The following is a 19,848-nucleotide window of genomic DNA, read 5'->3' on the forward strand; positions in this document are numbered from 1 at the left end:
CGCCCGCGGGCCGGGGGTGCGGCGTACTAGCCTGGCCCGACGCACGGGCCCGCGAGGGTCCGCGGCGGCGGCCGGCGAGGAGGGCGCGCGTGTACCTGAAGAGCCTGACCCTGAGGGGGTTCAAGTCCTTCGCGTCCTCGACGACCCTGCAGCTCGAGCCCGGCATCACCTGCATCGTCGGCCCCAACGGGTCGGGCAAGTCCAACGTCGTCGACGCGCTCGCGTGGGTGATGGGGGAGCAGGGGGCGAAGAGCCTGCGCGGCGGCAAGATGGAGGACGTCATCTTCGCCGGCACCTCCGGCCGCCCGCCGCTGGGCCGCGCCGAGGTGCAGCTGACGATCGACAACACCGACGGCGCCCTCCCCATCGAGTATGCCGAGGTCACCATCAGCCGCACGATGTTCCGCAACGGCGGCTCGGAGTACGCGATCAACGGCACCGCCTGCCGGCTGCTCGACGTGCAGGAGCTGCTGAGCGACTCGGGCATCGGGCGCGAGATGCACGTCATCGTCGGCCAGGGCCAGCTCGACTCGATCCTGCGCGCCACGCCCGAGGACCGGCGCGGCTTCATCGAGGAGGCCGCGGGCGTCCTCAAGCACCGCAAGCGCAAGGAGAAGGCGCTCCGCAAGCTCGACGCGACCGAGGGCAACCTCAACCGGCTGGCCGACCTGCTGAGCGAGATCCGCCGCCAGCTCAAGCCGCTGGGGCGCCAGGCCGAGGTCGCGCGGCGCGCCCAGACCGTGCAGGCCGACGCCCGCGACGCCCGCTCCCGGCTGCTGGCCGACGACCTCGTCACCGCCCGCACGGCACTGGCGCAGGAGATCGCCGACGAGACCGTCCTGCTCGAGCGCCGCGCAGCGGTGGCCGCCGAGCTCGAGGCCGCCCGCGCGCAGGAGGCGAGCGTCGAGGCCGCACTGCGCGAGGACCTGCCCGCGCTCGCTGCGGCCCAGGAGACGTGGTTCGCGCTCGCGGGCCTGCGCGACCGCCTCCAGGGCACCCGCTCGCTCGCGGCGGAGCGCGTGCGCACCTCCCAGGTGGGGGAGGGGCCCGTCGGCACGGGACGCGACCCCGACCGCCTCGAGGCCGACGCCGCCCGGGCGCGCGAGGAGGAGGAGCGCGGCGCCGCGGAGGTCGCGGAGCGGGCGGCCGCCCTCGAGCGGGCCGTCGCGCGCCGCGTCGAGGCCGAGGAGGCCGCCACGGCGGAGGAGCGGCGGATCGCGGCGCTGCAGCGCGCCGCCGCCGACCGCCGCGAGGGCCTCGCGCGCCTCGTCGGGCAGGTCAACGCCGTGCGCTCGCGGGCGCGGGCCGCGGAGGACGAGGTGGGCCGGCTCGTGCTGGCCCGCGCCGACGCGGTCGCCCGCGCCGAGCAGGCGCAGCGCGACTTCACCGCGCTCGAGACCGAGGTGGCGGGCCTCGACGCGGGCGAGGAGGGCCTCGACGCCGAGCACGAGGAGGCCAGCGAGGCGCTGGCCGAGGTCGAGGAGACGATCGCCGGCGTGCGGGCCGCGCTGCAGCAGGCCGAGCAGCACCGGGCCGCGCTGGTCGCCCGCAAGGAGGCCCTCGAGCTGGGCCTCACCCGCAAGGACGCGGCGGGCGCGCTGCTCGCCGCGGGCGACCGGGTCGACGGTGTGCTGGGCCCGGCCGCGTCGGTCCTCGCCGTCCGGGCCGGGTTCGAGACCGCGGTCGCGGCCGCCCTCGGCGCCGCCGCCGACGCGGTGGTCGTGAGCGGCAGGGACGCCGCGCTCGCCGCGATCGACCTGCTCAAGCAGGACGACGCGGGGCGGGCGAGCCTCGTCGTCGCGGGCGGGCCCGACGCCCCCCGCGCCGCGGACCCCGCGCCCGCGCTGCCCGGGCTGCCCGCGGACGCGACCTGGGCGCGGGAGGTGGTCGAGGCGCCGGCCGAGGTGCGGGCCGCGGTCGACCGGCTGCTCGCGGACGTCGTGGTCGTGGCCGACCTCGAGCAGGCCGCGGCCGTGCTGGCCGACGCCCCCGACCTCGTCGCCGTGACGCGCGACGGCGACGTGCTGGGCGGTCACCACGCGGTCGGCGGGTCCCAGGCCCAGCCGAGCCTGCTGGAGGTCCAGGCCGCGGTCGACGAGGCCGCCGAGGCCCTCGTGACCGCGAGCGCCGAGGTCGAGCGCCTCACCTTCTCGCTCCGCTCCGCCGAGACCGAGCGCGCCGCCGCCCGCCAGCGGGTGGACGTCTCGCTGGCCCGGCTGCACGAGTCCGACGCCGCCCTCGCCGCCGTGGCCGAGGAGCTGGCGCAGCACGGCGCCCACGCCCGCGCCGCGCGGGGAGAGGCGGAGCGCCTCGGCGCCGCCATCGCCGCCGCCGAGCGGGCCCGCGAGGAGGGCGTCGCCGGTCTCGCCGACCTCGAGGAGCGGCTCGCCCGCGCCGAGTCGTCGCCCGAGGAGGAGCCCGACACCACCGACCGGGAGGAGCTGGCCGCCGCGGCCCGCGACGCCCGGCAGGCGGAGATGGACGCCCGCCTCGCGCTGCGCACCTCCGAGGAGCGCACCCGCTCCCTGACCGGCCGCGCCGACAGCCTGCTGCGCCAGGCCCGGCAGGAGCGCGAGGCCCGGGCCCGGGCCGCCGAGCGCCGCGAGCGGGTACGCCGCCAGGCCGCCGCCGCACGCGCGGTCGTCGCGGGCGCCGACGTCGCGCTGGCCCGCCTCGAGCTCTCCGTCGCGGAGGCCGCGGTCGGCCGTACCCAGGTCGAGGAGTCGCGCCGGGAGAGGGAGGAGCAGCTGCTGGCGGTGCGGGCCCGGCTGCGCGACCTCGGTCGCGAGCACGACCAGCTCGTGGACAGCGTCCACCGCGACGAGATGGCCCGGGCCCAGCAGCGCATGCGCATCGATCAGCTGGAGGACCGGGCCATCGAGGAGCTCGGGGTCGAGGCGGACGTGCTCGTCGCCGAGTACGGCCCCGACGTACCCGTCCCGCTGCCCCCGGACGAGACCGTGCCCGGCGCCGGTGACACCGACGAGACCGACGGCGCCGGGGAGGGCGGCGAGCCGGCGGCGCCGCGCACCACGCCGTACGTGCGGGAGGAGCAGGCCAAGCGGCTGCGCTCGGCCGAGCGGGCGCTGGCCCAGCTGGGCAAGGTGAACCCGCTGGCCCTCGAGGAGTTCGCGGCGCTCGAGGAGCGCCACCAGTTCCTCACCGAGCAGCTGGAGGACGTGCGACGCACGCGGCGCGACCTGCTCGACATCGTGCGCGAGGTGGACGCCCGGGTGGAGCAGGTGTTCGGCGAGGCGTGGGAGGACGTGCGGGCCGCCTTCGACCACGTGTTCGCGCGGCTGTTCCCGGGCGGCGAGGGTCGCCTGCTGCTCACCGACCCCGACAACCTGCTGACCACCGGCGTCGAGGTCGAGGCCCGCCCGCCGGGCAAGAAGGTCAAGCGGCTGTCGCTGCTGTCGGGCGGCGAGCGGTCGCTCGTCGCGGTCGCCTTCCTCGTCGCCCTGTTCAAGGCGCGGCCCTCGCCGTTCTACATCCTGGACGAGGTCGAGGCGGCGCTCGACGACACGAACCTGGGGCGCCTGCTCCAGATCTACGAGGAGCTCCGGGAGAGCTCGCAGCTCCTCGTGATCACCCACCAGAAGAGGACGATGGAGGTCGGGGACGCGTTGTACGGCGTGACGATGCGAGGCGACGGGGTCTCGACGGTGATCAGCCAGCGGCTGCGGGACGGGGAGCGCCCCGAGCGGGCCGGGCAGGACCAGCCGAACGAGGTGGTGGGGGCATGAGCGAGCGCGCACCCCGCCCGACGCGGGCCGACTTCGTCGCCTGGCGCCGGGTCACGACGCGGTGGCGGGACGACGACGCCTACGGCCACCTCAACAACGCGACGTACTACGAGCTGTTCGACACCGCGGTCAACGCCCACCTGTACGAGGCCACCGGCGTCGACGTGCGGGCGCTGCCCCGGATCGGGGTGGTGGCCGAGACGTCCTGCCGCTACTTCCGCGAGCTGGGGTTCCCGGACCCCATCGACACCGGTCTCGTGGTCGACCGCATCGGGACGTCGTCGGTCGTCTACCGCATCGGCCTGTTCCAGGGGCCGGACGGCGGACCCGAGGAGGAGGCGGCCGCCGAGGGCCGCTTCGTCCACGTGTACGTCGACAACACGCACGGCGCGGGCAACCGGCCGACGGCCCCGCTCCCGCCCGAGATCCGGGCCGCCGTGGAGCCGTTGCTGCGCCCCTGACGGGGTCCGCGGCGGGGGGCCTCCGCGGCGTTGCGAGGGTTGTTGGCCGGTCGTGCCACCATGAATCCCACGCGTGTCCTTCCCTGTCCTCCCGGAGGCTCCTCTTGCTCGTCGTCGCCCTGTCGATGCTCGTCATCCTCGTCGTCGCCGGAGCCGTCGTCGTGCTGGCCGCCAGCTCGGCGAAGGCGTCCGACGCCCCGACCCACCCGTGGGTGCAGCGGGTCCGCGCCGCCGTCCCCGAGCTGCCCGTGATCCGCGAGGACGAGGACCTGCACCTGCGCCGCTGAGGCGCGGGCCGCCGACCACCGGGGCTCCTCCCGGCCCGCCGCTCCCGACCCCCGGGTCACGGACGGCGGGTGGTTGGATGGGCCCCATGGAAGAGTGGCTCTACCTGGTCATCGGCGTCGCCGTCGCAGCCGTCCTCCTGCTCGGCGGGCTGCTGGTCGGCGGGTCCCGCCGGCGCTCGGCCCCGCCGGTCGAGCACCGCGACGTCCTCGCCCCCGAGCGCCCGGCCCCGCCCGCGGACGCGCCCCCGGGGGGGCCCGGCACGGCGGACCCCGACCTCGAGGGCACGGACACTGAGGAGCCGGAGGTCGCGGCGCCCGCCGCGCCGGTCCTCGACCGCCCGGAGGGCACGGCCTCCCGCCTCGTCCGGCTGCGCCAGCGGCTCTCCCGCTCGCAGGGCGCGCTGGGACGCGGCCTGCTCGCGATCCTGTCCCGCGACCGCCTCGACGAGGACTCGTGGGAGGACATCGAGGACACGCTCCTCACGGCCGACATCGGCGTCGCGCCCACCCAGGAGCTCGTGGACGCGCTGCGCACCCGGCTCCGGGTCGAGGGCGGTGCCCCCGACGCGCGCACGGTGCTGCGCGAGGAGCTCGTCACCCTCGTCGGTCCCGACATGGACCGCCGCCTCAACGTGACCGGTGAGGACGGCCGTCCCGGCGTCGTGCTCGTCGTCGGCGTCAACGGCGCGGGCAAGACCACGACGGTCGGCAAGATCGCCCGCATCCTCGTCTCGCAGGACCGCTCGGTCGTCCTGGGCGCGGCCGACACCTTCCGCGCGGCCGCCGTCGAGCAGCTCGGCACCTGGGGCGAGCGGGTCGGCGTGCCCGTCGTGCGGGGCCCCGAGGGCTCCGACCCGGCCAGCGTCGCGTTCGAGGCCGTCAAGCAGGGTGTCGACGAGGGCGTCGACACCGTCCTCGTCGACACCGCCGGCCGCCTGCAGAACAAGGCCGGCCTGATGGACGAGCTCGGCAAGGTCAAGCGCGTCATCGAGAAGCAGGCTCCCGTCACCGAGGTGCTCCTCGTCCTCGACGCCACCACCGGCCAGAACGGCATGGTGCAGGCCCGCGTCTTCAGCGAGGTCGTGGACGTGACGGGCATCGTGCTGACGAAGCTCGACGGCTCCGCCAAGGGCGGCATCGTCGTCGCCGTGCAGCGCGAGCTCGGCGTGCCGGTCAAGCTGGTCGGCCTGGGCGAGGGCCCCGACGACCTGGCGCCCTTCGACGCCGGCGCCTTCGTCGACGCGCTGCTGGGCTGACCGCCCGGGCCGAGCCCGGCCCGGTCGCACCAGGGACCCGCCGTCATCGGGAAGTAACACGCGGCGGGGTCGTGTTTCCTGCCCGAAACACGGGCGAGGACGCGGGGAAACCTCAGGGGTCGAGGGTTGCCGCCACGGCCGTGGGGCTGCGGGACACACCGGGTGCCGCGCGCCACCCCCACGGCACGCCCGATCCTGGAGGTCCCATGGACTACGGCCTGCAAGCGTGGATGCTGGCCTCGGCGTCGCTCGTGCTGCTGATGACGCCCGCCCTCGCACTCTTCTACGGCGGCATGAGCCGCTCGAAGTCCGTCCTCAACATGATGATGATGTCGTTCTCCGCCATGGGTGTCGTCGGCATCGTCTACGTGCTGTGGGGCTGGTCGATGTCGTACGGCTCGCAGGACGTCGCGATGCTCTTCGCGAACCCCTTCGAGCTGTTCGGGCTGCGCGACGTCGAGGGCGCGACGTACCTGACGGTCGGCTTCCAGCTGACCTTCGCGGTCCTCACCGCCGCCCTCATCAGCGGCGCGGTGGCCGACCGCCTCAAGTTCTCGGCCTGGCTCGTCTTCGTGCCGATCTGGGTCACGCTGTCCTACTTCCCGCTCGCGCACATGGTGTGGGGCGGCGGTTTCCTCAGCGGCGCGGCCGGCGGCCTGGCCGACATGATCTTCGCCGGTGACGGGGGCGCGGAGGTCGCGCCGATCGACTACGCGGGCGGCACGGTCGTCCACATCAACGCCGGCGTCGCGGGCCTCGTGCTCGCGCTGCTGCTGGGCAAGCGCCTCGGCTTCGGCCGCGAGCCCATGCGGCCCCACAACCTCCCCCTGACGATGATCGGCGCCGGCCTGCTGTGGTTCGGCTGGTTCGGCTTCAACGTCGGCTCGTGGATCCCCGGCGACCTCACCGGGGACGAGGCGGGGGCCTACTGGCTCTCCGAGACCAGCCTCGTCTGGCTCAACACCACCGTGGCCACGTGCGGCGCCATGGTCGGCTGGCTGCTCGTCGAGAAGATGCGCGACGGCAAGGCGACCTCGCTGGGCGCCGCCTCCGGCGTCGTCGCGGGCCTCGTCGCCATCACCCCGGCCTGCGGTGCGCTCTCGCCGGTCGGCTCCATCGTGCTCGGCCTCGTCGCGGGCGCCGTCTGCGCCCTCGCCGTCGGCCTCAAGTACCGCCTGGGGTACGACGACTCGCTCGACGTGGTCGGTGTGCACCTGGTCGGTGGCCTCATCGGCACCGTCGGCATCGGGTTCCTCGCCACCTCGGGCGGCCTGCTCTACGGCGACGGGCTGAAGCAGCTCGTCGTCCAGGTCGCCGTGGCCGTCTTCGCCATGGTCTGGGCTGGCCTCGCCACCCTCGCGGTCGGCCTGCTCGTCAAGATGGTCGTCGGCCTCCGCATCGAGGGCGACGACGAGATCGAGGGCATCGACGGCCTCGAGCACGGAGAGTCCGCCTACGATCTCGTCGGCGCCCGGAGCGGCATCGGCGGGACCCACCACCTCGCAGAAGGAGCGTGACCATGAAGCTCGTCACCGCAGTCATCAAGCCGCACAAGTGGGAGGACGTCCGGGAGGCCCTCGAGACCTTCGGCGTCACCGGGATGACCGTCAGCGAGGTCAGCGGGTACGGCCGGCAGAAGGGCCACACGGAGGTCTACCGCGGCGCGGAGTACGACATCGCGCTCGTGCCCAAGATCCGCATCGAGATCGTGGTCGACGACGCGGACGCCGACGACATCGTCGGCATCATCGTGAAGACCGCCCAGACGGGGCGGATCGGCGACGGCAAGGTCTGGGTCTCCGGCATCGACACCGTCGTGCGCGTCCGCACCGGGGACCGCGACGGAGCGGCGATCTGACCTCCACGGGTCGTCCCCCGGCGGGGGAGCGGCGGTGACGGCGCGCGACCGGGCGCGCCGCACCGCCGAGGCCGACGCGCTGTGCGCGCGGGCGTACGCCGCCTCGGGCGGTGGCGACACGGGTACGGCGCTGGTCGCCGTCGGGGGCTACGGCCGCGGCGACCTCGCGCCGTACTCGGACCTCGACGTCGTGCTCGTGCACGACGACGGGGTCGACGCCGGCGAGCTGGGCAGCCGGGTCTGGTACCCGCTGTGGGACGCCGGGGCGAGGATCGACCACTCCGTGCGCAGCGTCAGCGGCACGACGGAGGCCTCGGCGGCCGACCTCAAGGTCGCGCTCGGTCTGCTCGACGTGCGCCACCTGGCGGGCGACCCCGGGCTGACCCTGCGGCTGCGCTCCCTGCTCCTCGCCGAGTGGCGGCGCGGCGCCCGCGAGCGCCTCGTCGACCTGCGCGCCCTGGTGCGCGCCCGGCACGAGCTGGTCGGCGAGCTGGCCCACGCCTCCGTGCCCGACGTGAAGGAGGCCGAGGGCGGACTGCGGGACGCGACGGTCCTCAAGGCGCTGGTCGCCACCTGGCTCGTCGACATCCCCCACACCGACCTCGCCCACGCCCGCCGGGCGCTGCTCGACGTGCGCGACCACGTGCACGACCTCGCCGGCCGGGCCACCGACCGCATCGCCCCGGAGGCGTGGGAGGAGCTGGCGAAGCACCTCGAGCTGCCCGACGCCGTCGCCGCCCAGGTGCACGTGCGGGACCTGGGGCGGCGCATCGACCACATCTCGCGCACCACCTGGCGCCGGGTCGACGCCGTGCTGGCCCAGGAGCGGGTGCCGACCCGGCCCCGCACGCCCGGGCTGCAGCGCATCGCCCCCGGCGTGGCGCTGGCCGCCGGAGAGGTGGTGCTGGACCGCGGCGCGCGCCCCGCGCAGGACCCGGTGCTCGTGCTGCGGGCCGCCGCGGAGGCGGCCGAGCGCGACGTGCTCCTCGCGCCCGCCACCGCGGCGCGCCTGGCCCGCGAGTCCGCCCCGCTGCCGGAACCCTGGCCGGCCGAGGCCCGGCAGCTGCTGGTGCGCCTGCTCGCGTCGGGGCGCGGGCTGCTCGACGTCTGGTCGACCCTGGAGGAGACCGGGGTCGTCGTCCGCCTGCTGCCGGAGTGGTCGCGCATCCGGAGCCTCCCGCACGCCTCGGCCATCCACCGCTTCACCGTCGACCGCCACGTGGTGGAGACCTGCATCGAGGCCGGCGCACTCATCCGCACCGTGGCCCGGCCCGACGTGCTCATGGTCGCGGCGCTGCTCCACGACATCGGCAAGGGCGGGCTGACCGAGCACAGCGTGGCGGGGGAGCCGATCGCGCGGGCGGTCGCGGAGCGGATCGGGTTCGCCCCCGACGAGGTCGACCTCGTCGGCGACCTGGTGCGCTGGCACCTGCTGCTGTCGGAGACCGCGACGACCCGCGACCCGGACGACCCGGCCACGGTCGCGCTCGTCGCCGAGCACCTCCGCACGCCCGAGGCGCTCTCGTTGCTCGGCGCGCTGACCGAGGCCGACTGCCGGGCCACCTCGCCGAAGGCGTGGTCGACGTGGCGGGCGGGGCTGGTGCGGCAGCTGTCCCGCCGTACCCTCGCCGCCCTGCTCGCGCAGGCGACGGGTGCGCCCGCGCCCCGCGGGCCGGACCAGGAGTGGGTCGTGCCCGTCGAGGTGCACGCCGACGGGCGGGCGGTCGCGGTCGACGTCGAGCGGGTCGGCGACGGCGCCCGGGTCACCGCGGTGGCCGCGGACCGCAACGGCGTGCTCGCCGACGTGGCGGCGGCACTGGCCGTGCAGCGCGTGCCGGTGCGGGCCGCGCGGGCGTGGTCGCAGGACCGGTTCGCGGTGTCGGTGTGGGAGACCGCCGACGAGGTGGACGTCGCCGTGCTGCGCCAGCAGGTGGCGGCCATCGCCGAGGGCCGCCTCGACCCCCGCGAGCGCATCGCGCGCCAGGTCACCTCGCGCCGCGACCCGTCGGTGGTGGTGCGCCCCGAGGCGTCGACCACCGCGACCGTGATCGAGGTGCGGATGGACGACCGCCCGGGCGTCGTCGCCCTGGTGTGCCGCACGCTGGCCGACCTGGGCGTGTCCGTGCGCTCCGCCCACATCTCGACCCTGGGGCCGCAGGCCGTCGACGTGTTCTACGTGCAGGAGGACGCCGCGGGCGCCCTGTCCGACGAGCGCGCCGCCCAGGCGGCGCACGCCCTGCGCGACGTGCTCACCGCGACGGTACGGCGCGCCTGAGCCCCTCCGGGCCCGCCGCGGGTCCCGCGGCTGCGTCGTGCGGGGGCGGGGCCGGTTACCCTGGGACGTCGTACCCCCTGCGGTCGCGCGCGCCGCGCGGCCCTCTCCCGAGACGAGCCCGAGGACCAGGTTGTTCGCCACACTCTCCGACCGGTTGTCGGCCACGTTCAAGAACCTGCGCGGCAAGGGCAGGCTCTCCGAGGCCGACATCGACGCCACCGCACGCGAGATCCGCATCGCGCTGCTCGAGGCCGACGTCGCGCTCCCCGTGGTCAAGGAGTTCGTCGGCGCGGTCAAGGAGCGGGCCCGCGGCTCCGAGGTGTCGCAGGCACTCAACCCGGCGCAGCAGATCGTCAAGATCGTCAACGAGGAGCTGCAGGCCATCCTCGGCGGGGAGACCCGCCGGCTGCGCTACGCGAAGAACGGCCCGACCGTCATCATGCTCGCCGGCCTCCAGGGCGCGGGCAAGACGACGCTGGCGGCCAAGCTCGCGCTGTGGCTGAAGGAGCAGGACAAGTCGCCGCTGCTCGTGGCGTGCGACCTGCAGCGCCCCAACGCGGTGCGCCAGCTGCAGGTCAACGGCGAGCGGGTCGGCGTACCCGTGTTCGCGCCGGAGCCCGGCAACGGCGTCGGTGACCCCGTCCAGGTCGCGCGCGCCTCCATCGACGAGGCCAAGCGCCGCCTGCACGACGTCGTCATCGTCGACACCGCCGGCCGCCTCGGCGTGGACGCCGAGCTCATGCAGCAGGCCGCCGACATCCGCGACGCCGTGCGCCCCGACGAGGTGCTCTTCGTCGTCGACGCGATGATCGGCCAGGACGCGGTGACGACCGCCCAGGCGTTCCTCGACGGGGTCGGGTACGACGGGGTCGTCCTCACCAAGCTGGACGGCGACGCCCGCGGTGGCGCGGCGCTCTCGATCGCCTCGATCACCGGAAAGCCGGTCATGTTCGCCTCCAACGGCGAGAAGATGACCGACTTCGACCTGTTCCACCCCGACCGGATGGCCTCGCGCATCCTCGACATGGGCGACGTGCTCACCCTCATCGAGCAGGCCGAGAAGACCTTCGACGCCGAGCAGGCGATGAAGGCCGCGCAGAAGCTGTCGGGCCAGGGCGGCGACTTCACCCTCGACGACTTCCTCGAGCAGATGCAGCAGGTCCGCAAGCTCGGCTCGCTGTCGAAGATCATGGGGATGCTCCCCGGCATGGCGCAGTTCCGCGACCAGCTGGAGAACTTCGACGAGCGCGAGATCGACCGCATCCAGGCGATCATCCAGTCGATGACGCCGGCCGAGCGCGCCAACCCGAAGATCATCGACGGGTCGCGCCGGGCCCGCATCGCCAAGGGCTCGGGCCGCCAGGTCTCCGACGTCAACCAGCTCGTCGACCGCTTCTTCGAGGCGCGCAAGATGATGCAGCAGATGGCGCGCGGCGGTGGCATGCCGGGGATGCCGGGCATGCCCGGGATGCCGGGCATGGGCGGCCCCAAGCGCGGCAAGGCCAAGCCCCAGCAGAAGAAGGGCAAGGGCGCGAAGCGGTCCGGCAACCCGGCCAAGGCCGCCGAGCAGGCGAAGGCGGCGAAGGAGAAGGCCGCCGCCGCCCCGGGCAACCCGTTCGGGAACGCCGACGGCCCGGTCGACTACGAGCAGGCCGCCGCGGCGCTGGACCTGCCGGCCGACTTCTCCAAGTTCCTCAAGTGACCCGCTGACCGCGGTCGGGGGGGTCGTGCACGTGCGAAGGGTGCTGGTCGTCGACGGCGCCAACGTGGTCGGCGCCCGCCCCGACGGCTGGTGGAAGGACCGTGCCGGCGCCGCGCGGCGCCTGCACGAGGGCCTCATGACGGCCGATGTCGACGCCGACGAGGTCGTGCTGGTGCTCGAGGGCGGCGCGAAGGCCGGCGTGCGCGCCGGGCGCGACGGCGACGTCCGCACCGTGCACGCCGCTCGTGACGGCGACGCCGAGATCGTGCGGCAGGTCGCCGAGGCCGCCGAGGCCGTGGGCACCCGCGTCACCGTCGTCACCGCCGACCGCGCCCTGCAGGCCCGCGTCACCCACCTCGGCGCCGTCGCCGTCGGCCCGACCTGGCTGCTGGACCGGATTTAGGTCTCAAAGTTTCCCCGCCTAAGCGGGGAACCATGTGGTTTACGGTCGATGCCTGGGCCGCAAAGCACATGGTTCGGTCGCAGAGTCGGTGGCCCCGTGATCCTGCGCGTGTTCCGGGGCCGGATCTCGTCCACAGCGTCCGGAGTGCCGACGTCCGTCCACCGAAGCGCCCGGCAGCCGGCTCCCAGGCGTCTGGGGCGGGCAACCTCCTCGCATGTCCGAACTGCATCCCGACCTCGCGCTGGTCGCGTCCGACCATGGAGTCTTCCTCCGCCGTGACGCGGTGGCGGCCGGGTACGACGACAACGCGATCGCCCGCGAGCTGCGCAGCGGCCGGTGGCGTCGTGTGCGGCACGGGGCGTAAGTCGCGGCCCCGGTGTGGGACGCGGCTGACGACCGCGAACGCCACGTGCTCTCCGCCTGCGCCGTGCGCCGCGCCGCACGAGCGCAGGTCGCGTTCTCCCACGCGACGAGTGTCGTCCTCCACGGCGGGCCCGACTGGGGGGTGGACCTGGGCGAGGTGCACGTCGCTCGCCAGGACGCGCGGAGCGGCCGGGCCGAGGCCGGTGTGCGGCGCCACCGTGTCGTCGTGCAGGAGGAGGAGCTCGAGACCACCCGCGGCCTCTCCCACACCGCACCGGCGCGCGCTGCACTGGAGGTCCTGTCGACCGCGGGCGTCGAGACGGCCCTCTGCGTCGCCAACGACTTCCTGCACCGGGGGCTGATGACTCCGGAGGACCTGGCCGCCTCGGCGCAGCAGGCGCAGCACTGGCCCGGGACCCTGGCGGCACCCGTGCTGCTGTCCCTGGCGGATCGTCGGGTGGAGACGGTCGGCGAGTCCCGGACGGCGTACCTGTTCCACTGCCACGGCATCAGGGGAGCCGTTCCGCAGCACGAGGTGCGTGACGGAGGACGCCTGCTCGGGCGGGTCGACTTCGCCTTTCCCGACGCGGGGGTCTTCGTCGAGTTCGACGGCCGGGTGAAGTACACGACCTTGCTGCGGCCCGGCGAGACCGTGGCCGACGTGGTCCTCCGGGAGAAGCGTCGACAAGAACGCATCGCGGCGGCCACCGGGTGGGAGTGCATCCGGATCACGTGGGTCGACCTCGCGGCGCCGGGCCCCACCGCTGAACGCATCCGCACGGCCCTCGAACGGGGTCGTGCACGGCGGCGCTTGCGATTGAACTCTGCGTCCTGACCATGTGCTCTGCGATCCAGGCATTGGCCGCAGAGCACATGATTCCCCGCTTAGGCGGGGAATCCCCAGCACCTCGAGCGCCGCACCCCCGCTAGCGTGCGGTCCATGACCGTGCAGAGGTTCCGAGGTCCGGTGCTGCCCGACGGCGAGGTGCGCGACCTCTACGTCGTCGACGGCCACGTCACCCACGAGCCGCAGGCGGGGGCGGAGACCGCGGCCGAGGGGTGGATCGTCCCCGGTCTCGTCGACGCCCACTGCCACATCGGTCTCGACGACCACGGGGCGGTGGACGACGCCGAGGCCGAGGCGCAGGCGGTGGCCGACCGCGACGGGGGAGCGCTGCTCATCCGGGACTGCGGGTCCGCGCTCGACACCTCCTGGATGCACGAGCGCGAGGACCTGCCGCGCCTCATCCGGGCGGGGCGTCACGTGGCCCGCACCCGGCGCTACATCCGCGGGTACGCCGCCGAGGTCGAGCCGGCCGACCTGGCCGCCCAGGTCGCGGTCGAGGCCCGGCGCGGCGACGGCTGGGTGAAGCTCGTCGGCGACTGGATCGACCGCGAGGCGGGCGACCTGACGCCGTCGTTCCCGCCGGAGGCCTTCGCCGCGGCCATCGCGGCCGCGCACGAGAACGGCGCGAAGGTCACCGCCCACTGCTTCGGCCACGAGGTGCTGCCCGGGCTGGTGGAGGCCGGCATCGACTGCATCGAGCACGGCACCGGCCTGACGCCCGACCTGGTCGAGCGCATGGCCGCGGCCGGCACGGCGCTCGTGCCGACCGTCATGCAGCTCGACAAGTTCCCCGAGCACGCCACGGCGGGCGCGGCGCGGTTCCCGGCGTACGCCTCGACCATGACGGACCTGCACGTACGGCGGCGCGACACGCTCATGGGCGCGTTCGAGGCCGGTGTCCCGATGTACGCCGGGTCCGACGGCGGGGGAGTGGCCCGCCACGGCAACATCGTCGGGGAGGTGGTGGCGCTCGCGGCGCTCGGCCTGCCGGTGCGCGACGCCCTCGGCGCGGCCTCGTGGCGGGCCCGCGAGTGGCTGGGGTGGAACGCGACCCTGGAGGAGGGCGCGCCAGCGGACTTCATCGTGACGCGCGCCGACCCGCTGGTCGACCTCGCCACCCTGCACCGTCCGGTCGCCGTCGTGCTGCGCGGCCGGATCGTCTCCGGTTCCTGAGCGAACGGCCGGACAGGTTCCGGTGGGGAGGCCGCCTCGGCCGCCGTCCTGGGGCCCGGTGGGCCGGTCGGCCGCAAGTCTCGCTTGCGTAACGATAGAGGTCTAGACGATGCCGGGACCTGTTCGCCCTCCTGCCCACGGGTTACGTTTCCGCGGCACGGCGCCGTCCGGGAGGTCTCGGAACGGCGCGGGGCTGTGCATCTGACCTACACCTGGAGGATTCGTGAGACTCAGGAAGATCGCTGCTGCGACGACTGCAGTGGCTCTCGGCGCGGCCCTGGCCGCATGCGCGCCGCCGGAGGACGAGAACGAGAACGAGGGCAACAGCGACAGTGGTGCCGAGCGCATCACCGTCGGGTGGAACCAGCCGTTCTTCTCGTACAACGACGACACGTCGAACGGCAACGCGACCGCGAACGCCATCCTGGTGTACCTGACGCGCTCGACCATGAACTTCTACGACGCCGACCAGGAGCTGCAGACCGACGAGTCCTTCGGCACCTACGAGAAGGTCAGCGACGACCCGCTGACGGTGAAGTACACCGTCGCGGACGACGCGAAGTGGTCCGACGGCACGCCCGTCGACGCCGCCGACCTCCTCCTCGCCTGGGCCGCCGGCAGCGGCAAGGTCAACACCATCGAGGCCGCCGAGGTCGAGACCGACGACAACAACGTCCCGGTGCTCGGCGAGGGCCAGGTCTACTTCGACAGCTCGTCCGCGGGTCTCCCGCTGACCGAGACGCCGGAGATCTCCGACGACAACAAGTCGATGACGCTGACCTACAGCGAGCCCTTCGCCGACTGGGAGCTCCAGATCGACGGCGGCGGCGTCGCCGCCCACGCGACGGTCATGAACGCGCTCGACATCGCGGACCCGATGGAGGCCAAGCAGGCCCTCATCGACGCCGTCCTCGAGAACGACCCGGCCGTGCTCGGTCCCGTGTCGTCGTTCTGGAACTCGGGCTTCGACTTCAAGAGCCTCCCCGAGGACGAGTCCCTCTACCTCTCCAGCGGCGCCTACGTGCTGACGGAGATGGAGGACGGCCAGTACGCCACGCTCGAGGAGAACCCGGAGTACACGGGTGACCGCCCGGCCTCCATCCCGACCGTGACGGTCCAGTGGAACGAGGACCCGAACGCCCAGGCGCAGCAGCTCGCCAACGGCGAGATCGACCTGGTCGGCCCGCAGGCCACGACCGACATCGTCGAGGCCCTGCAGAACATCGACGGCACCGAGGTCGAGACCGGCGTCGAGGCCAGCTACGAGCACGTCGACCTCGTCGTCGACAACGGCGGCCCGTTCGACCCGGCGACCTACGACGGCGACGCCGAGACCGCGCGCACCGTGCGCCAGGCCTTCCTGACGGCGTACCCGCGCCAGGACATCATCGACCGGCTCATCGCGCCGCTCGAGGAGGGCGCCGAGACGCGTGACTCCTTCATCGTGACGCCGGGCTCCCCGACGTACGACGAGATCGTCGGCGGCAACGGCTCCGACGAGTACGCCGAGTCCGACCCGGCTGCTGCCGCGGCGCTGCTCGAGAGCGTGGGCGTGTCCGCCCCGACCGTGCGGATCATGTTCGCGGCCGACAACGTCCGTCGCGAGAACCAGTTCGAGATCATCAAGCCCGCCCTCGAGGAGGCCGGCTTCGTGATCGAGGACGCGCGCAACGTCGACTGGGGCTCCAAGCTCGGTGACGGCACCTACGACGCCGCGTTCTTCGCGTGGCAGTCGACCTCGACCGGTGTGACCGAGTCGCAGGCGACGTACTACACGGGTGGCCTCAACAACCTGACCGGGTACACCGACCCGGCCATGGACGCCCTGTGGGACGAGCTGTCCGTGACCACGGACGAGGACCGCCAGGTCGAGCTGCAGACGCAGATCGACCAGATGCTGTACGACAACGCGTACGGCCTGCCGCTGTTCCAGTTCCCGTCGGTGGCGGCCTGGAACTCCGAGCGCCTCGAGGGTGTCGAGCCGGCTCCGCTGAGCCCGACCATCTTCCACGGCTACTGGAACTGGTCGCTCGTCGACTGACAGCTCCGGCTGCGCAACGAAGGGCGGGGGCCGTCGGTCGACGACCGACGGTCCCCGCCCCCTGTGCGCCCACGTCCTGTCGGACGTGACGGCGCCGCGCGCTGCCCCGATCCCGCGCGGCACGAGGCCCTCGGTGGTGCCCGGCTGCGTGCCCGACCCTTCTGCGAAGGTGTGACGCATGCTCATGTTCCTGGCCCGACGGCTGATGACGTCGGTCCTCGTCGTGCTGGTCTCGACGGTCGTCATGTACGTCCTGGTCGACATCGCGATCGATCCCCTCGAGGACCTGCGGACGGACACCCGCCCCGGTGCCGAGGACCGCATCGCGGCCCGGACGGCGATGCTCGACCTCGACTCGCCCGTGCTCCTGCGGTACCTGGACTGGCTCTCCGGCGCGAGCCGCTGCCTCATCGGCAGCTGTGACCTCGGCCGTGACTGGCGCACCGGTACCCCGACGACGGAGCTCCTGTCCGGCGCGGTCACCACCACGTTGCAGCTCGTCACGGTCGCGACGCTGCTCGCGATCATCCTGGGCGTCTTCGTCGGCATCGTGAGCGCCCTGCGGCAGTACTCGGGCTTCGACTACGGCCTGACCTTCGTGTCCTTCGTGCTCTACTCGCTGCCCACCTTCTGGGTGGCCGTGCTGCTCAAGCAGTTCCTGGCCATCAAGTTCAACGACTTCCTCGACGACCCCCAGATCGCCTGGTGGTTCCACGCACTCGTCGTGCTCGGCACGGCCACGGTCGTGATGGCCGCGGTCGGGGGGACCGTCGCGCGCCGCCTGCGGGTGTTCGGCATCGCCGCCCTCGTGAGCCTCGCCGTGATGCTGTACGTCGACCTCACCGACTTCCTCGTGACCCCCGGCCTCGGCATCGTGCTGGTCGCCGTCCTCGGCGTCGGCATGGCCTTCGGCATCACCGCCCTGTCGACCGGGCTCAGCGACCGGCGCTCGCTCTACGCCTCGCTGACGGTGGCGGCGCTGGGCGTCGCGCTCTACTACCCGGTGCTCTACCTCTGGTACTACGTCGACGCCTCGTGGCCGATCGTGCTCGGGCTGGGCGTGCTGGCCGTGCTCGTCGGCCTCGGCGTGGGCCTGGCCTGGGGCGGTCCGGACCGCTGGACCGTGGCCCGTACGGCGGCCATCACCGCCCTGCCCGTCGCCGGCCTGCTCTTCGTCGACCGCCTCATGAGCTCGTGGGACAACTACGTCGACCACGGCCTCATCCGCGGGCGTCCCATCTCGACGGCGTCGCGGCGCACGCCCGGCTTCGACTCGGGCTTCTGGCTCAACACCCTCGACCTGTTCGGCCACCTGCTGCTGCCGACGCTGACCCTCGTGCTCATCTCGTTCGCGTCGTACTCGCGCTACTCGCGGGCCAGCACGCTCGAGGTGCTGGGGCAGGACTACATCCGCACGGCGCGGGCGAAGGGCCTGACCGAGCGCACCGTGATCATGCGCCACGCGTTCCGCAACGCGCTGATCCCGCTGGCCTCGATCGTGCCGGTCGACATCATCACGCTCGTCGGTGGCGCGGTCATCACCGAGCGGATCTTCAACTGGCGGGGCATGGGCTGGCTGTTCGCCAACTACCTCGATGCGAACGTCATCGACCCGATCATGGGCTACCTGCTCGTGATCGCGATCCTCGCGGTGGTGGCGAACTTCGTCGCCGACCTCTTCTACGCCGTGCTCGACCCGCGGATCCGGGTGGCGGCATGAGCGACGCGCGCACGACCACCCCGCAGGCCGCAGCGGAAGGAGCGACGGCATGACGATCGACACCCCTCCCTCGGGCATCCCCGAGGAGCGCTCGGAGAACGCGATCGAGCTCAAGGACGTCGCGGGCCTGTCGCAGGGCCAGATCATCCGCCGCCGCTTCCTGCGGCACCGGGGAGCGATGGCGGGGCTCGCCGCCATCGCCCTCATCGCCCTGCTGGCCGTCACCTCGATCGGCGTCGGTCCGCTCCCCGGCTGGTGGAAGCACGCCCCGAGCGACCAGAACCCCCTCGTGAACCCGCAGGGCACACCCACCATGGGTCTGCCCACGTGGCTCGGGGGCGACGGGCTCGCCTTCGGCGACGCGCCGTTCGGCCAGGACGAGCTGGGCCGCGACATCTTCGCCCGCACCATGCAGGGCACCCAGACGTCGCTGCTGGTGATGATCGTGGTCGGCAGCGTCTCCGCGATGCTCGGCATGGCGATCGGCGCGCTCGCGGGCTTCTACCGCGGTGCGACCGACCAGGCCCTCATGCGCCTGACGGACCTCATCATCACGTTCCCGCTCATCGTGATCGGCGCCGTGCTGGGCAAGATGGTGGGAGCGGCGGGGCCGTTCATCCTGGCCGTCGTGCTCGGCGCGGTCAGCTGGACGACGCTGGCCAGGCTCGTGCGGGCCGAGTTCCTGTCGCTGCGCGAGCGGGAGTTCGTGGACGCCGCACGCGTGGCGGGGGCCAGCGACTTCCGGATCATCGTGAAGCACATGATCCCGAACGCGATGGGCGTCGTCATCGTCAACACGACGCTGCTCATGGCGGCCGCGGTGATCCTGGAGGCGTCGCTGAGCTACCTCGGCTTCGGCATCCAGACGGGCACGTCGCTGGGCAAGATGATCTCGGACTACGAGCAGGCCTTCAACACGCGGCCCTGGCTCTTCTGGTGGCCCGGACTGTTCGTCATCGCGCTGGCGCTGTCGATCAACTTCGTCGGCGACGGACTGCGCGACGCCTTCGACCCGCGGCAGAAGAAGATCCCCTCGGCCCGCAAGATGGCCCGGGCCGCGGGTCGCATGGCGCGCCAGGACGCGAGGGCCGCCTCGTGACGGCGGCCGTCGGGTCAGACCAGGAGGGCCAGGAGCGGGCCGAGCACGGCCAGCGCGGCCAGCACCGCGGCCGCGCCGGTCGCGGCCTCGTCGCGGTCCCAGGCGCCGACCGGGGCGTCCGCGGCGCGGGCGCGGCCGGCCGGGTCCGCCAGCCCGGTCTCGCGCTCCCAGCGACGGGTGACCATCGTGGCGCAGGCGCTGGTCTGGTGCCGGGCGCGCGCCATGCCGGTGGGCGCCGGGGCGGCCCACGCGTCGTACCGGCCCTCGGCCGTGACGAGGCGCAGGCCGTAGCGGCCGTCGACGAGCAGCAGGGCCGTCCAGGGCACCCGCACCGAGCGGAGCGGGTTGCGCACCTCGACGCCGTGCTCGTCCACGAGCACGTGGGGACGCCAGTAGCCGAGGTAGCCGACGAGCCCGACGAGCGCGACGCCGCCCGTGTAGCGCAGCAGGGCGTCCGGGCCTCCCGTGATGACCAGCAGCACGACGACGGCAACGGCCAGCGCGACGAGCGTCCCGCCCAGGGCGCGGGCGAAGCCCGGCCGGTAGACCTGGACGTACGGGGTGGGGCCGCCACTGCCGGCGCCGGCTCCGGCGGTCGAACTCGTCATGACCGCAGC

The 19,848-nt window shown here is 73.7% G+C and carries 16 protein-coding genes; 15 read left to right on the forward strand and 1 reads right to left on the reverse strand.

Translation table 11 applies throughout. The annotated features are described in order from the left end of the window. The first annotated feature begins 89 nt into the window (after positions 1–89). The 15 genes from smc (at position 90) to ACOACO_RS18295 (ending at position 19,231) form a co-directional block, all read left to right on the forward strand. On the forward strand, positions 90–3,746 hold the full coding sequence (gene smc, locus ACOACO_RS18225; RefSeq protein WP_420297702.1) for a chromosome segregation protein SMC: 3,657 nt from the start codon (positions 90–92) through the stop codon (positions 3,744–3,746). Next, entirely contained in the window at positions 3,743–4,207 is a 465-nt protein-coding gene (locus ACOACO_RS18230; RefSeq protein WP_420297703.1) for an acyl-CoA thioesterase, read from the forward strand. The genes smc and ACOACO_RS18230 overlap by 4 nt, the downstream gene beginning before the upstream one ends. A gap of 104 nt (positions 4,208–4,311) precedes the next feature. Then, a complete protein-coding gene (locus ACOACO_RS18235; RefSeq protein ID WP_420297704.1) occupies positions 4,312–4,494 on the forward strand; it encodes a hypothetical protein in 183 nt (60 codons plus the stop codon). An 86-nt stretch (positions 4,495–4,580) separates the two neighbouring features. Next, the gene (gene ftsY / locus ACOACO_RS18240) at positions 4,581–5,750 is read left to right on the forward strand and encodes a signal recognition particle-docking protein FtsY (protein ID WP_420297705.1); all 1,170 of its coding nucleotides are present in this window, start codon (positions 4,581–4,583) and stop codon (positions 5,748–5,750) included. A gap of 206 nt (positions 5,751–5,956) precedes the next feature. Beyond that, a complete protein-coding gene (locus tag ACOACO_RS18245; protein ID WP_420297706.1) occupies positions 5,957–7,267 on the forward strand; it encodes an ammonium transporter in 1,311 nt (436 codons plus the stop codon). 2 nt (positions 7,268–7,269) lie between these two features. Next, complete coding sequence (locus ACOACO_RS18250; RefSeq protein ID WP_420297707.1) at positions 7,270–7,608, forward strand: P-II family nitrogen regulator; 339 nt, start codon at positions 7,270–7,272, stop codon at positions 7,606–7,608. Positions 7,609–7,642: 34 nt separating this feature from the next. Further along, a complete protein-coding gene (locus ACOACO_RS18255; protein WP_420297708.1) occupies positions 7,643–9,883 on the forward strand; it encodes a [protein-PII] uridylyltransferase in 2,241 nt (746 codons plus the stop codon). Positions 9,884–10,013: 130 nt separating this feature from the next. Then, positions 10,014–11,585 (forward strand): signal recognition particle protein, encoded by a 1,572-nt coding sequence (ffh, locus tag ACOACO_RS18260; RefSeq protein WP_420297709.1) that lies wholly within the window; start codon positions 10,014–10,016, stop codon positions 11,583–11,585. 31 nt (positions 11,586–11,616) lie between these two features. Next, positions 11,617–11,988, forward strand: a complete 372-nt coding sequence (locus ACOACO_RS18265; protein ID WP_420297710.1) for an NYN domain-containing protein — start codon at positions 11,617–11,619, stop codon at positions 11,986–11,988. Between the two features lie 214 nt (positions 11,989–12,202). Further along, positions 12,203–12,352 (forward strand): type IV toxin-antitoxin system AbiEi family antitoxin domain-containing protein, encoded by a 150-nt coding sequence (locus ACOACO_RS18270; RefSeq protein ID WP_420297711.1) that lies wholly within the window; start codon positions 12,203–12,205, stop codon positions 12,350–12,352. Positions 12,353–12,364: 12 nt separating this feature from the next. Continuing rightward, complete coding sequence (locus tag ACOACO_RS18275; RefSeq protein ID WP_420297712.1) at positions 12,365–13,186, forward strand: hypothetical protein; 822 nt, start codon at positions 12,365–12,367, stop codon at positions 13,184–13,186. A gap of 105 nt (positions 13,187–13,291) precedes the next feature. Next, complete coding sequence (locus tag ACOACO_RS18280; RefSeq protein ID WP_420297713.1) at positions 13,292–14,371, forward strand: amidohydrolase family protein; 1,080 nt, start codon at positions 13,292–13,294, stop codon at positions 14,369–14,371. 223 nt (positions 14,372–14,594) lie between these two features. Next, on the forward strand, positions 14,595–16,412 hold the full coding sequence (locus tag ACOACO_RS18285) for an ABC transporter substrate-binding protein (RefSeq protein ID WP_420297714.1): 1,818 nt from the start codon (positions 14,595–14,597) through the stop codon (positions 16,410–16,412). Between the two features lie 178 nt (positions 16,413–16,590). After that, positions 16,591–18,132 carry an ABC transporter permease gene (locus ACOACO_RS18290; protein ID WP_420297715.1) on the forward strand — a complete coding sequence of 514 codons (1,542 nt, stop codon included), beginning with the start codon at positions 16,591–16,593 and terminating at the stop codon, positions 18,130–18,132. Positions 18,133–18,181: 49 nt separating this feature from the next. Beyond that, positions 18,182–19,231, forward strand: a complete 1,050-nt coding sequence (locus ACOACO_RS18295) for an ABC transporter permease (protein WP_420297716.1) — start codon at positions 18,182–18,184, stop codon at positions 19,229–19,231. Positions 19,232–19,245: 14 nt separating this feature from the next. On the opposite strand, the gene ACOACO_RS18300 is transcribed toward ACOACO_RS18295, so the two are convergent. Continuing rightward, the gene (locus tag ACOACO_RS18300; RefSeq protein ID WP_420297717.1) at positions 19,246–19,839 is read right to left on the reverse strand and encodes a PH domain-containing protein; all 594 of its coding nucleotides are present in this window, start codon (positions 19,837–19,839) and stop codon (positions 19,246–19,248) included. Between the last annotated feature and the right edge of the window lie 9 nt (positions 19,840–19,848).

Origin of the sequence: Nocardioides sp. CPCC 205120, assembly GCF_048654585.1 — a bacterium.
GTDB lineage: Bacteria > Actinomycetota > Actinomycetes > Propionibacteriales > Nocardioidaceae > Nocardioides.